Origin of the sequence: Bacillus manliponensis (genome assembly GCF_000712595.1) — a bacterium.
Taxonomy (GTDB): Bacteria; Bacillota; Bacilli; order Bacillales; family Bacillaceae_G; genus Bacillus_A; species Bacillus_A manliponensis.
Window position 1 is genome coordinate 117,568 of sequence record NZ_JOTN01000008.1, and the last position, 14,194, is coordinate 131,761.

Below are 14,194 nucleotides of genomic sequence, written 5' to 3' on the forward strand. Positions count from 1 at the left end.
ATATTTTATTAAAAATATGATTGCAAAGTGAAAACGCTTTTATTACAATAGATTTATGAAAACGGTTGCGTAAATTTATCAAAAGGAATCGTTTTCATTGAATGAATGCACTTATATTTATAAAAGAAATGATATATATAAAAGGGGAGGACAAGAAAGATGAAAATTACATCTTTTGATTTTTGGCAAAAGTTCGGAAAAGCGTTACTTGTTGTTGTAGCGGTTATGCCAGCTGCTGGCCTGATGGTTTCTATCGGGAAACTTATCGGGATGTTTGCTGGTGATATCAATGCTGTTCATACGATTGCTAGAGTTGTAGAAGATATCGGCTGGGCAATTATTACGAACTTGCACATTTTATTTGCTGTCGCAATTGGGGGATCGTGGGCAAAAGATCGTGCAGGTGGTGCATTTGCAGCGCTTATCGCATTTATTTTAACGAATCGTATTACAGGAGCATTGTTTGGTGTAAACAGTGAAATGTTAGCGGATTCAAAAGCAGAAGTATCTTCTTTATTAGCTGGGGACTTACTTGTTAAAGATTACTTCACATCTGTGCTTGGTGCACCTGCATTAAACATGGGAGTATTTATTGGTATTATTTCAGGTTTCTTAGGAGCTACATTATATAATAAATATTATAACTATGATCGATTACCACAAGCATTAGCGTTCTTTAACGGAAAACGTTTTGTACCATTCGTAGTAATTGTTGGTTCCACAGTAACGGCAATTATTTTATCATTATTATGGCCATTCGTTCAAAATGGGTTAAACGAATTTGGACGTTGGATTGCTACTTCAAAAGATAGTGCACCAATTGTTGCACCATTCGTATATGGTACGTTAGAGCGTTTACTATTACCATTTGGCTTGCATCATATGTTGACGGTTCCAATGAACTATACAGAGCTTGGTGGCACATATACGATGTTAACGGGTACAAAGATTGGACAAGTTGTAGCAGGACAAGATCCACTTTGGCTTGCTTGGATTACAGATTTAAATAACTTACTAGCGGCTGGCGATGTGAAAGCATATGAGCAGTTACTAAATGAAGTTGTACCAGCTCGTTTTAAAGCAGGACAAGTTATTATTTCAACAGCTTCTTTAATTGGTATTGCATTTGCAATGTACCGTAACGTTGATAAAGAAAAGCGTAATAAATATAAACCAATGTTCCTTTCTGCAGCACTAGCAGTATTTTTAACAGGTGTAACAGAACCGATTGAGTTTATGTTCATGTTTATTGCTCCGGTATTATATGTTGTGTATGCGATTACAACTGGTTTAGCGTTTGCATTAGCAGATTTAATTGATTTACGTGTTCATGCCTTTGGATTTATCGAGCTATTAACACGTACGCCAATGATGGTGAATGCAGGATTAACAAAAGACTTAATTAACTTCGTAGTTGTATCACTTGCATTCTTTGGTTTAAACTTTGCATTATTCAACTTCTTAATCAAAAAGTTCAATATACCAACACCAGGTCGTGCTGGTAACTACATTGATAATGAAGAAGCAGGAGAAGCTAATGAAGGAAATGTGAAAGAAGGATCATTAGCTGGAACGATTATCGAGTTACTAGGTGGGCCAGAGAATATTGAGGACGTAGATGCTTGTATGACACGCTTACGTGTAACTGTAAAGAATACAGAACTTGTCGCATCAGAACAAGAATGGAAACAAAACGGTGCGCTTGGATTAATTGTAAAAGATAAGGGAGTACAAGCGATTTATGGTCCGAAAGCTGACGTAATTAAGTCAGACATTCAAGATCAATTAGGTGCATAATTCATGAAATTATTAACTTTAAATTGTCATTCGTGGCAAGAAGAAAATCAGCTTGAAAAAATTGAGCATCTTGCAAAGGTCATTCAAGAACGTAATTATGATGTCATTGCTTTGCAAGAAGTGAGCCAGTCCATTGAGGCAGAGCATGCACACCATAATATGAAGCGCGATAATTATGGGCTTGTACTGCTTGATGAATTAGCAAAGCTTGGAGTAACAGGTTACAGCATTGTATGGGACTTTGCCCATATTGGCTACGATGTATATGAAGAAGGATTAGCAATTTTAACGAAGCATCCAATTGTAAAGCAAGATTCATTTTTTATATCGAATAGTACGGATACAACATATTGGAAAACACGTAAAATTGTAAGCGTAACGGTTTCTTATGAAGGGAAAGAAGTTACATGTTATTCTTGTCATCTTGGCTGGTGGAATGATGAAGAAAATCCATTTTCATTCCAAGTAGAGCAGTTAATGAATCATGTGAATGCAGAAGAGTTATCATTCTTCCTTGGTGATTTTAATAATAATGCTCATATTAGGGATGAAGGATACGATTATTTACGAAGTAAAGGTTTATATGACACGTACGAACTTGCAGAAGAAAAAGATGCTGGTACAACAGTAAAAGGAAAAATTGCTGGTTGGGATGAAAATCAAGAAGAGTTACGAATTGATTTAATCCTAAGTAATCAACCTGTTAAAGTTGTATCGTCACAAGTCATTTTTAATGGTGTGAATAAAAAGGTTATATCTGATCACTTCGGTTTAGAAGTACAGATTCGTATGTAGAAGTAGAAACAAAAAATAAAAGCCAACTATTTTCTTCTTGAAAATAGTTGGTTTTTTATTTTGCATTAACGAGCAGGCCGTAAAAGCTTGATTGGTTGGGCTGACAATCAGTGGGGGATGAAGAGAACCCTCACTAAGTGAAGTTTCACTTTATTACATTTGAAGTGTAGTTGATATGTATGAATGTAATACCATTTTAGTCATTTTGTACTCATTTTTTCTTTTTTACATTATATAATAATTACATAAGCTTATTCGCAAAATATAAAAGGGTGTTTCATGAGGGGATATTTCTAGTCGACATGTAATGAAGGGAAATAAACTAACAACTAGGTGATAAATGACATGAAACAAATATGGCGTATTTATACGACAGATATTCGTAATGTAACAAAGCATTGGGCTGCAATTGTTATCGTATTAGGTTTGGCGATTTTGCCGTCGCTTTATGCGTGGTTTAACATTGAGGCTTCTTGGGACCCGTATGCTAATACAGGAGAAGTGCCAATTGCAGTATCCAATGAGGATAAGGGAACGAATTTAAGAGGGAAAGATATTAATATCGGGAATGAAGTGGTTGATTCATTAAAGAAAAATAAGAGCCTTGGCTGGCAGTTCGTCGATGAAGAGAAAGCAATTCATGGTGTTGAACATGGCGATTATTATGCAAGTATCACGATTCCAGCAGATTTCTCAGAAAAGATCGCAACTGTTATTAGTGATGAACAAAAAAAACCAGAGATTCAGTACTATGTAAATGAAAAGGTTAACGCAATTGCACCGAAAATTACTGTCAAAGGTGCAACAGGTATCACGGAAGAAATCAGTAAAAACTTTGTGAAAACAGCTAACGCTGAAATCTTTAAGATTTTTAACGAACTTGGAATCGATTTAGAAACAAATTTACCAAGTATTGAAAAGGTGAAAGAACTTGTCTTTAAACTAGAGGGGAAATTCCCTGAGTTATATGAACTAGTTGATACAGCATTAACAGATGCAGAGAAAGCAGAAGGACTTGTGAAAACGGCGCAAGATGTGTTGCCGACGGTAGAGAGTGTCATTCGTGATGGACAACAAATGACGAAAAACTTGGACGCATTCTTTGTAACGAATGAACAAGTATTACAAGATGCGCCAGCAACAATTAAAAGAGACTTAATGCTGTTACAAAAAGGTGCGGATGGTGCAGCACAACTTACGGATATGTTGAAAGATCCAGTAGCGCAGCTGAATAAAGATACAGTAAAAAGTAAAATCCAAGGAATCCAAGAGACAGTGCAGGCCGTGCAGGATACAGCTACTCATATTCCAGAGAGCACAGGGAAAGTAAGAGAAGTATTAAATACAGCTGAACCAGTAGCAGAACAAATAAAACCGCATTTAGATAATATTGATCGTATGTCTGCGACAGCTATAGAACAAGTAGATCTCGCTATTAAAATGTTGGAGACATCGGAACAACTTTCTAATATGCCATATAGAGAAGAAATAGTTAAGTTATTGACGGATCAAAAAACACAACTTGAAAAGATTAATCAATATGCAAAAAGTGGATCAGAAGCAGCTGGTGCTATTACAGAAAATAAGCAATCTATAGAAAGTGCATTAAATAACATCGATCAAGCAGCAGGAAATGTTGTGACGATGACAGGGTCTGCTAATTCATCACTGAACAAAGCAATGAATTGGGTTGAAAATGGTGGTAGTAACCCGAACTTAGAACCAGCAAAAAATGGACTAACAAGCTTACAGTCACAGTTTGAAAGCGGGATTAAAATTATTGATGGAATTATCCCTGTGTTAAACGACGCAAATAACATTGCCGGTAATCTTGGAAAGACGACAAATATTCCAAATACAATTGATAACTTAAATACGGTAAAAGGTAGTCTACAAGAAGGAACAAAATTAACAGCTAAATTAATTAATGGCGTTGATAAAGGACAGCAACCAGCAAAAGATGTAGTTGATAGCTTAAATGCGATTTCTAAAAATGCATCAGCAAGCATTGGTGATATTTTAGCAACATATGATTCAGAAATTGTTCCAGCTTTCAATGACGCAATTGAGAGAGTAAAGCGTATGTCTACGAACACTTCTGACATTTTAAATGAAGCAAATCAAAGTTTGCCAGATGTAAAGACTGTATTAGAAGATGCTTCAAAAGGGCTTGTAAAAGGAGAAGCAGAAGTTCAAAAGATTAAAGAGGAAATGCCTGCTGCAGAACAAAAAATTAAAGAGCTTGCAAATAAAATTCGTGAGTTTGAACAAACAGAGGATATGCAGGAAATTATTCGTCTTCTAAAAAATGACGTGGAAAAACAAAGTGATTACTTTGCGAATCCGGTAAATTTAAAAGAGAATAAATTATTCCCGATTCCAAATTACGGTTCTGCTATGTCACCATTCTATACAGTACTAGCGCTATGGGTAGGGGCGTTATTAATGGTTTCATTATTAACGGTAGAAGTGCACCATGATCAAGCGGAAGAATATAAGAGTTATCAAGTTTATTTCGGACGTTTGTTAACATTCTTATCCATTGGATTTATGCAAGCATTTATCGTAACAATGGGGAATTTATTTATTCTTGAAACATATGTTGTAGATAAGTTTTGGTTTGTTGTATTTGGCTTATTTATTAGTGCCGTGTTTGTTTGTATCGTGTATTCACTTGTTTCGGTATTTGGAAACATTGGGAAAACGATGGCAATTATTTTACTTGTATTGCAAGTAGCGGGTTCAGGTGGTACATTCCCAATTCAAATGACGCCGCACTTCTTCCAAACGATTTACCCATTTTTACCGTTTACGTATGCGATTAGTGTTATTCGTGAAACCGTTGGTGGTATGCTTTGGGATATTGTGTTGGTGGACTTAGCTGTGCTAAGTATATATATCGTTGTGATGTTCATTATTGCGCTCTTACTGAAAAAGAAAATTAATAAATCTAGTGAGAGATTTGTGAACAATGCGAAGGGAAGTAAGTTAATACATTAAAGAAAAAGGTTTCTGCCAATTCGGCAGAAACCTTTTTTAATATCTAGATTAATCGAACTTTAATTTTTTTAATGCTTCCGCTAATGCGTTATTTAAAGGCTCTTCTTCTTGTTGCTTTTGTTGCTTCATATACTTTTGTACAAAGCGCTTATCTGCTTTGTTACCAGATTCTTTTTTACGACGATCTTGGAATGAAGAAAGCTTCTCGCGATGGCCACATTTACATGCGAACATTTGCCCCTCACCTTCACCGCGTAGTTCTAGTTTTTTCTTACACTTCGGGCAGCGGGCGTTTGTAGTACGAGATACATTTTTACGATGGCCGCATTCACGGTCTTGGCATACGAGCATTTTCCCATTTTTACCGTTTACTTCTAGCATTGGTTTTCCACAGTCTGGGCAAGTTTTTGTGGAGATGTTATCATGCTTATATTTCTTATCACTTGATTTAATTTCAGTAACGATTTCTTTCGTATAGTTTTTCATTTCTGAAATGAATACGTCTTTCTTTAATTTTCCTTTTGCGATTGCTTCAAGTTTTTGCTCCCACTCAGCAGTTAACGTAGGAGATTTTAATTCTTCAGGTACTAAATCAAGTAATTGACGACCTTTTGATGTAATATGAATATCTTTCCCACGCTTTTCAATTAAGAATGAATTAAATAATTTATCAATAATATCAGCGCGTGTAGCAACTGTACCGAGTCCACCTGTTGATTTTAGTGTATCTGCTAGTTGTTTGTTTTGCATTCCCATATACTTCGTTGGATTTTCCATCGCTGAAAGTAATGTTGCCTCATTAAAGCGTGCAGGTGGTTTTGTTTGACCTGATGTTTGTGCAATTAACTTCACTTGTAACGTATCGCCTTTTTCGATGCGTGGTAATACTTGTTCTTTTATATCATCTGCTGCATCTTCATCTTCAAAGCGATTTTCGTACACTTCTTTCCAACCAGAGTGAACAACTGTTTTTCCACGTGCGACGAAGCTTTCAGCTCCGATTTTTGCACGTAATGTAAGTTGTTCATATTCGAAAGCTGGGAATAGAACAGCTAAGAAACGTTTTACAACTAAATCGTAAATTTTACGCTCCTTATCTGTGAAATCGGAGAAGTTGACAAAGCCTTCTGTTGGGATAATCGCGTGATGATCACTTACTTTACTATCGTCAACAAATGATTTCGATGTTTTAATAGGCTTCTTTAACACTTTGTTAGCAAGAGAACGGTATTCACCAACCCCGCAAGCTTTTAAACGTTCTGGTAGTGTACCTACAATATCCGATGAGATGTAGCGCGAATCTGTACGAGGATAAGTTAACACTTTATGTTGCTCATACAGCTTTTGCATAATGTTTAATGTTTCTTTAGCAGAATAGCCAAAGATTTTATTTGCATCACGTTGCAGTTCTGTTAAGTCATACAGCCCCGGTGAGAAAGTCTTTTTCGGTTTTTTCTCAATTTCTACAACAGTAGCATGTTGTTTCCCTAATGTATTTACAATTTTATCGATTTTTTCTTTATCGAAGCTACGGCCATTACCTTTTGCATCTTGCCAAGTTAGTTTTAATGTATTTGTTGTTTGTGCTTCAATACCATAGTATGTTTGTGTCTTAAAGTTTTTAATTTCTTCTTCACGACTAGCGATGATGGCTACAGTAGGTGTTTGTACACGACCGCAGTTGAGTTGTGCATTAAATTTAGTCGTTAATGCACGCGTTGCATTCAAACCGATATACCAGTCCGCTTCAGAACGGGCAACTGCTGAAGCATATAAATTGTCATATGCCTTGCCAGGCTTTAAGTTCGCGAAACCATCTTTAATTGCTTTGTCGGTAACAGATGAAATCCAAAGACGTTTAATAGGTTTATTTGTTTTTACTTTATCAATAATCCAACGAGCGACTAATTCTCCCTCACGTCCTGCATCTGTTGCCACGATGATTTCATTTACATCTTTTCTAATTAGTTGACTTTTAACAGCGTTAAATTGCTTGCCAGTTTGTTTAATGACTGTTAATTTCAAACGTTCAGGTAGCATTGGTAAATCTTCTAAATTCCACTTTTTATATTTCACATCATAACTTTCTGGATCAGCCAATGTCACAAGGTGTCCTAAAGCCCAAGTGACGATATATTTATTTCCTTCTAAATAACCATTTCCTTTTTTATCACACTTCAAAACACGCGCAATATCACGTGCAACAGAAGGTTTCTCAGCAATTACAACACTTTTTGCCATATTTTAAAACATCCTTTCAAATTTCCGTAAGTTAAATATAGCATACATCCCGCATTGATTCAGGTATACATGACCTAATGAGAAAAGAAAGGACGGAATCTAGTTCTGTAATACGGAAAAATGTTCTTTTCTAGCAAAGAAGTTTAAATATCAGTTTTGAAATTATATCCTGATGTATGGTTTTGCCCATTGTTTTTGAAACAAGGTTGTGGTTATGCAAAATAATAAAGAATCCTGCACTCGATCCCTACTTGTGTTGTAACATGGCACGAGGCACTGACCGTTACTTTGCATGGAGTAACGTACTATCCTACCTGAAAAGAAAAGGTCTTAAGCTATTTTTAATAGGTTTCATTTTCTTTTATATAAGAGTATACTTTTTAATATAATAAACAGTGGGAGTTTACGGATGTAAGCTGAGAGTACGACTAATCCGTCGTTGACCGTTTGAACCTGTTGGATCATGCCAGCGTAGGGAGTGTAGTAGGACGAGTAGGGACACTTTGCGTACGCAAAGTGTCTTTTTTATTGACCTCCCGCTCTGAAAAAGGAGAGGAATATATAATGATTGAGAAAGTAAGAGAACATAATCCACTTATCCATAATATGACGAATATTGTGGTAACGAATTTTACAGCAAACGGTTTACTTGCGTTAGGAGCATCACCTGTTATGGCATATGCAAAAGAAGAAGTTGCAGAGATGGCAAGCATGGCTGGAGCGCTCGTATTAAATATGGGGACACCTCGCCAAGATGAGGTGGAAGCAATGATAATTGCAGGGAAATCTGCAAATACAAATAAAGTACCGGTCTTGTTTGATCCCGTTGGTGCAGGAGCGACGGCGTATCGGAAAGAAGTGGCGGCAACTATTTTAGAAGAAGTAAGTGTATCTATTTTACGAGGAAATGCAGCAGAGATTGCAAGTTTAGTAGGGAAAACATGGGATGCGAAAGGCGTGGACGCGGGAGAAGGTAATGGTGATGTGACAGAGATTGCAAAAGTAGCTGCTAACAAGTTTCGCGCAGTTGTTGTGATAACTGGGAAAGAAGATATCGTTACAGATGGAGAAAGCACGTATATTATTCGAAATGGCCATGAAATTTTAACGAAAGTAACTGGGACTGGTTGTTTATTAACATCTGTTATTGGTGCGTTTGCTGCAGTTGAAAAAGATTATGTACAAGCAGCAACTTCTGCTTTAGTTTTTTATGGCGTCGCGGCGGAATTTGCAGCAAGCAAGACGAATAAGCAAGGGCCAGGAAGTTTTCAAATTGAATTTTTAAACCAACTTGCATGTATTACAGCAGTTGAAGTAGAGAAACATGGGGAATTTGAAGAAGTATGTTAAAGGGGGAAGAAACAATGGGACGTATTCATAAACAAAATATGGAACAGCTATTGCAAGTATATTTTATTATGGGAAGTAACAACTGTACTGTTGAACCACTACAAGTGATGAAAGAAGCGTTAGATGGAGGGATTACCTTATTTCAGTTTCGCGAAAAGGGCGAAGGATCATTAACTGGAGAAAAATATTTTACATTTGCCAAGCAGCTGCAAGCACTTTGTAAAGAGTACAATGTGCCATTTATCGTAAACGATGATGTGCAGTTAGCGATAGAGCTTGATGCAGATGGCGTTCATATTGGGCAAGATGACGAAGGAATTGAAACAGTACGTGCAAAAATGGGCGATAAAATTGTTGGAGTTTCAGCGCATACAATAGAAGAAGCACGTTTTGCAATTGAAAAGGGAGCCGATTATTTAGGGATAGGTCCTGTTTTTCCAACGAGCACGAAAACAGATACAAAGGCAGTACAAGGAACAGAGGGATTACGTAATTTCCGTCAAAATGGTATTGAAGTGCCGATAGTTGGAATTGGAGGGATTACAGTAGAAAACGCTGCGTCTGTTGTAAAAGCTGGTGCAGATGGCGTTTCTATTATTTCTGCGATTAGTTTGGCGGAATCTCCGTATGAAAGTACGAAGCAATTGGTAATGCAAGTAAAGCAGTAATAAAGTAGATTATAGCAGTTAAACAAACGTTTGATTAAAAAGAGCTAGCCGTTTAAGGCTAGCTCTTTTTACTTAAAACATAATTGAAATTAATAACATCCCAATGCTAACAGAAGCGATAGTTGCGACCAGACCCGGGATCATAAAGCTATGATTTAAAACATATTTTCCAATATGTGTTGTTCCTGTACGGTCAAAGTTAATGGCTGCAACGATTGTACCGTAGTTTGGAATAAAGAAGTATCCATTTACAGCTGGAAACATTGCAATTAATAGCGGTGGTGAAATGCCAAGTGTTAATCCAAGTGGCATTAAAGCACGAACCGTAGCAGCTTGGCTGTATAGTAAAATAGATAGAATAAATAGTGCGATAGCAAATAACCAAGGTGCACTCGTTACGATATGTTGGATTGAACCTTGAATCATGTCTAAATTACCGTTAAAGAAAGTATCTCCCATCCAAGCGATACCAAAGATTGCTACAACAGCAGTAGCACCTGCTTTAAAAACATTTCCAGATACAATGCTCTCTACGTTTGGCTTACAAAGAAGAATGATAAGTGCCGCAGCAGTGAACATGACGATTTCAATTGCGCTTGGCATTGAAAGGCGTGTGAATGTACCATCTACAGTCCATCCAGGACGTAATGCTTCGAATGAACCTAGAAGTACAACAAAGAATGTAGCAAGTAAGAAAAGAATAACCGATAGTTTAGCCCCTTTTCTTATAACAAAATCTTGCTTTTTTTCTAATTTTGGAATCATTCCTTCTTCTAATCGTTTTAAGTATTCTTTATCTTCATGTAACTCTTTCCCCATTTTGCTAGCAACGAAAGCTGCTAACATACAAGCAATAAAAGTAGAAGGGATGCTAACTTTTAAAATATCTAGTAATGTTATTTTGTAATCAGCTAACATAGCAAGTAATGCTACTGTAGCAGCTGAAATCGGGCTAGCTGTAATGGCTTGCTGTGAAGCAATAACAGCAATAGACATCGGACGCTCTGGTCTTATACCAGACTCACGAGATACTTCAGCGATTACAGGTAAAACAGAATAGGCAACATGACCTGTTCCTGCACAAAATGTAAATAAATATGTCACGATAGGCGCAAAAAATGTAATGCGTTTTGGATTTTTGCGGAGTGCTTTTTCTGCAAGGTGGACGAGATAGTCCATTCCTCCAGCAGCTTGTAAGGCCCCTGCGGCTGTAATTACCGCTAAGATCATGAGCATAACGTCGATAGGGGGAGAGGTTGGTTGTAATTGGAAGACAAATACAAGAATAGCCATACCAACTCCGCCCATTACACCAAGGCCGACACCACCAAGACGTGCGCCAATGAAAATACAGATCAATAAGGTCATAAATTGTAGCCAAAACATAGTTGAATACCTCCGGGATCGTTATATACATGTATTTTCAATGCATGTAATTTTATAAGTTGCATAAACAAAGATTTAACATCTCCAATGTCGTACAAACCTTTTTATATTATATAACACTTAGAAAGTAGGATTCATAAATTTTGATGAAATTATGTTAAAAAAACAATTCAATAAAACATATTATCTATAGATATAAATATTTTGTAGACATCCCCCGGGAATTGTTGTAATATATGAATAAGAGAATAATGTAATTCTCATAAACTCCCATATCGTTTAACTCATTCATTGAGAAAGGCAAACTTGTGGAAACATAAGGACGCAAAGCTATAGGAGCCTAAGGTCAAGTCTAGACTCGGCTAGCCAGTTACCGTACGGATGGGGTTGGTCTAGACCAATGTTTTGTTTCATTGGTCTCTTTTTTTATTAATATTTGAAACGCAATTGGAGATCTTTCAATTGCGTTTTTGTTGTAGTTAATAACATAAGAGAGGAATGTTAAATTATGAATTTTTGGAAAAGGATGTCTTTTTTCAAGAAAAGTATATCACTGACTGTTCTTGTCGTTTTCATGCTTGTTGGTGGCATGACAATATTTAGTTTTAATATTTTCCAAAAAAGTATGATGGCTTTATTGGAAGAAAGGGCGATGGAAACAGGGGAAATTGTTTTAAGTGATATAGATGAAAGTATAGTGAAAGAACTAGCGAAAGACCCTACTGCACAAAGAATTAAACAAGAAAGACTGACAGAACAATTAGAGGAAGTTACGGAGACAATAGATAGTGTCGGACAAGTGTATGTAACAGGTGCAAAGTTAAACGAAAAAAAAGAAGTGCAAATTGTCGGCATGCCAAGGGCAGTAAGGGATGCTACAAAACTTGAAAACGGCGATTACTACAGACAACCTGCACATTGGATAGAAGCATATAATGGAGTTCTCTCTTCGAAAAAAGCGACGGTAACAGATATATATGAAGATGAATTAGGTTCATGGGTAACAATACTCGAGCCTGTTATGGATAACAACAATAATATTGTTGCTATTGTTGCATCAGATATGGATGCTTCTGTTATTCCAAATACGAAGAGAACGTTTTTAATACAAATTTCTATTTTAATTACTGTATTTCTTGTTATTACAATGTCAATACAATTCTTTGTTATACGTGCTTCGTTAGCACCACTGCAAGAATTACGTGAAGGGTTGCGTAAGGTTGGCGAAGGTGACTTAAATGTTCATTTGAAAGAAAGATTAGATGATATTGGAATTATTAATACTTATTTTAATAATTCTATTGAAAAGTTCCGGAAAATCATCGATAAAGTAAAAGAAACAGCCGAACAAGTTTCTGCGTCTTCAAGTGAACTATCAGCTAGTACAGAGGAAAATAATATGTCTGTCCAAGAAATTGCAAGTTCAATGGAGAACTTACATGAAGGAGCAAAAACGCAAAAGGTATCTGTACAGCAATGTTTGGATATTGTAAATCAAATGGAAATGAGAGTGAATGAAATTGCAGGTGCGACGCAGCATGTTGCAAAAGCGTCTGAAGGGATGGAAAATCATTCTGCTGAAGGAAATGAAGTCATCGTTCAAATTATAAATCAAATGAATTTAATTCAAAGAGCTGTAAAGGATTTGTCATCTATTATTTATTCATTAGAAAATCGCTCTCAGCAAATTAGTGATATTGTTACCGTGATAACAGGAATCTCAAACCAAACGAATTTATTAGCATTAAATGCTTCTATTGAAGCATCACGTGCAGGAGAAGCGGGACGAGGTTTCGCTGTTGTCGCTGAAGAAGTACGTAAGCTAGCAGAGCAAACAGAAACTTCAGCGAAAGATATTTCGAAATTAATTAGTGAAACGCAAGCGGAAACAGTAGAAGCGGTTGCATCTATGCAAAAAGGCGCAACAGAGGTAGAATCGGGTATTTCTCTTGTACATAGTAGCGGAGCATTCTTTGAGAAGATTGCACATTCAGCACAGGATGTAACAAAGCAAGTAAAAGAAGTATCTGAAACTTCGAATGAGATTTCAAAGAATAATCAAGAAGTTGTTCATTTTGTAAATGAGCTTGCACACGTTGCAAAAACATATGAAGAAAGTAGTAGTTATGTAGAAGAAAGTGTGAAAGAACAAGAGATGTCGGTTCAAGAAATTGCAGAACTAGCGACGTCTTTAAGTACGCTATCACAAGAATTGCAAGATATGATCGGAGAGTTTAAAAGTTAATATAATGTGTAACTGCACTTAGTTACACAAAAGTTATAAAGAAAGCAGAAGGCTAACTGAACTTCTGCTTTCTTTATTTTGACAGAAGAGCTCCATTATAAGGTACTACTTTATCCCGCATTAACAGCCCGTAAAAGCCTGATTGAAGTTTCACTTTATATTTGAAAAAATATTAATAGCAAATAAAATAATTGAAAGAACTACGAGAATACTTCCTACTGCAATAAAGGGAGTTACAGCATGGTTTCCATAAATCTTTAGAGCTAGCGAAATCATCATAGAGGCCCAGCCTAATAATAGAACATGAACGTGTACACTTGTTAATTTGAAACTTGAGGTTATGGACATAAACAACCCCATACAAACACCAATGACAAAATAAATAGCTGAAATTTGAATAAAGCGAATACCCACAGTTATCCCTCCTTGTATAATGATTAAATTTTGATAACAATAAAATATATGTAAGCAAGAAGGTGGGAAGTAGTACATTTATGAAGAATATGTAATTTTATTTGTCCGCAAAAATAAATCATGCTACAATGATAACGAATTGGGACAGGGGAGCCATTTGGCTGAGAGGATATGGTAATATATCGACCCTTCACCTGATCTGGATTATGCCAGCGTAGGGAGTTCTATCAAGAGTCGTAGTATATGTTATTCTATGATAACTTTGATGAAAGGCTTTCTTACGTTAAGTAAGAAAGCC

At 36.4% G+C, this 14,194-nt stretch carries 9 protein-coding genes and 2 riboswitches; of the genes, 6 read left to right on the forward strand and 3 right to left on the reverse strand.

The genetic code is table 11. From position 1 onward, the window contains the following. The first annotated feature begins 159 nt into the window (after positions 1-159). The 3 genes from BAMA_RS11425 (at position 160) to BAMA_RS11435 (ending at position 5,592) form a co-directional block, all read left to right on the forward strand. On the forward strand, positions 160-1,797 hold the full coding sequence (locus BAMA_RS11425) for a PTS transporter subunit IIBC (RefSeq protein ID WP_034639101.1): 1,638 nt from the start codon (positions 160-162) through the stop codon (positions 1,795-1,797). 3 nt (positions 1,798-1,800) lie between these two features. Then, complete coding sequence (locus BAMA_RS11430) at positions 1,801-2,592, forward strand: endonuclease/exonuclease/phosphatase family protein (protein ID WP_034639103.1); 792 nt, start codon at positions 1,801-1,803, stop codon at positions 2,590-2,592. A gap of 345 nt (positions 2,593-2,937) precedes the next feature. Then, complete coding sequence (locus BAMA_RS11435) at positions 2,938-5,592, forward strand: YhgE/Pip domain-containing protein (RefSeq protein WP_034639104.1); 2,655 nt, start codon at positions 2,938-2,940, stop codon at positions 5,590-5,592. Between the two features lie 48 nt (positions 5,593-5,640). Here the strand turns inward: BAMA_RS11435 and BAMA_RS11440 are convergent, their stop codons facing one another. Beyond that, on the reverse strand, positions 5,641-7,833 hold the full coding sequence (locus BAMA_RS11440) for a DNA topoisomerase III (protein ID WP_034639106.1): 2,193 nt from the start codon (positions 7,831-7,833) through the stop codon (positions 5,641-5,643). A gap of 564 nt (positions 7,834-8,397) precedes the next feature. Here BAMA_RS11440 and thiM point away from each other — a divergent pair. Together thiM and thiE are read left to right on the forward strand one after the other, a co-directional pair. After that, complete coding sequence (thiM, locus tag BAMA_RS11445; RefSeq protein ID WP_034639108.1) at positions 8,398-9,183, forward strand: hydroxyethylthiazole kinase; 786 nt, start codon at positions 8,398-8,400, stop codon at positions 9,181-9,183. 14 nt (positions 9,184-9,197) lie between these two features. Continuing rightward, the gene (gene thiE, locus BAMA_RS11450; protein WP_034639110.1) at positions 9,198-9,851 is read left to right on the forward strand and encodes a thiamine phosphate synthase; all 654 of its coding nucleotides are present in this window, start codon (positions 9,198-9,200) and stop codon (positions 9,849-9,851) included. Positions 9,852-9,923: 72 nt separating this feature from the next. On the opposite strand, the gene BAMA_RS11455 is transcribed toward thiE, so the two are convergent. Further along, the gene (locus BAMA_RS11455; RefSeq protein ID WP_034639112.1) at positions 9,924-11,237 is read right to left on the reverse strand and encodes an anaerobic C4-dicarboxylate transporter family protein; all 1,314 of its coding nucleotides are present in this window, start codon (positions 11,235-11,237) and stop codon (positions 9,924-9,926) included. A 289-nt stretch (positions 11,238-11,526) separates the two neighbouring features. Then, a riboswitch (cyclic di-GMP riboswitch) is annotated at positions 11,527-11,615 on the forward strand. Positions 11,616-11,742: 127 nt separating this feature from the next. Here BAMA_RS11455 and BAMA_RS11460 point away from each other — a divergent pair. Continuing rightward, the gene (locus tag BAMA_RS11460; RefSeq protein WP_157405989.1) at positions 11,743-13,482 is read left to right on the forward strand and encodes a methyl-accepting chemotaxis protein; all 1,740 of its coding nucleotides are present in this window, start codon (positions 11,743-11,745) and stop codon (positions 13,480-13,482) included. 150 nt (positions 13,483-13,632) lie between these two features. Here BAMA_RS11460 and BAMA_RS11465 read toward each other — a convergent pair whose 3' ends face one another. Further along, the gene (locus tag BAMA_RS11465) at positions 13,633-13,896 is read right to left on the reverse strand and encodes a hypothetical protein (protein ID WP_034639116.1); all 264 of its coding nucleotides are present in this window, start codon (positions 13,894-13,896) and stop codon (positions 13,633-13,635) included. A 136-nt stretch (positions 13,897-14,032) separates the two neighbouring features. Beyond that, a riboswitch (TPP riboswitch) is annotated at positions 14,033-14,134 on the forward strand. Positions 14,135-14,194: the final 60 nt, after the last annotated feature.

Coding starts and splice junctions, on each gene's coding strand:
- BAMA_RS11425 (WP_034639101.1), top strand. CDS start 160: ATGAAAATTACATCTTTTGATTTTTGGCAAAAGTTCGGAAAAGCGTTA.
- thiM (WP_034639108.1), top strand. CDS start 8,398: ATGATTGAGAAAGTAAGAGAACATAATCCACTTATCCATAATATGACG.
- BAMA_RS11430 (WP_034639103.1), top strand. CDS start 1,801: ATGAAATTATTAACTTTAAATTGTCATTCGTGGCAAGAAGAAAATCAG.
- BAMA_RS11435 (WP_034639104.1), top strand. CDS start 2,938: ATGAAACAAATATGGCGTATTTATACGACAGATATTCGTAATGTAACA.
- BAMA_RS11440 (WP_034639106.1), bottom strand. CDS start 7,833: ATGGCAAAAAGTGTTGTAATTGCTGAGAAACCTTCTGTTGCACGTGAT.
- thiE (WP_034639110.1), top strand. CDS start 9,198: ATGGGACGTATTCATAAACAAAATATGGAACAGCTATTGCAAGTATAT.
- BAMA_RS11455 (WP_034639112.1), bottom strand. CDS start 11,237: ATGTTTTGGCTACAATTTATGACCTTATTGATCTGTATTTTCATTGGC.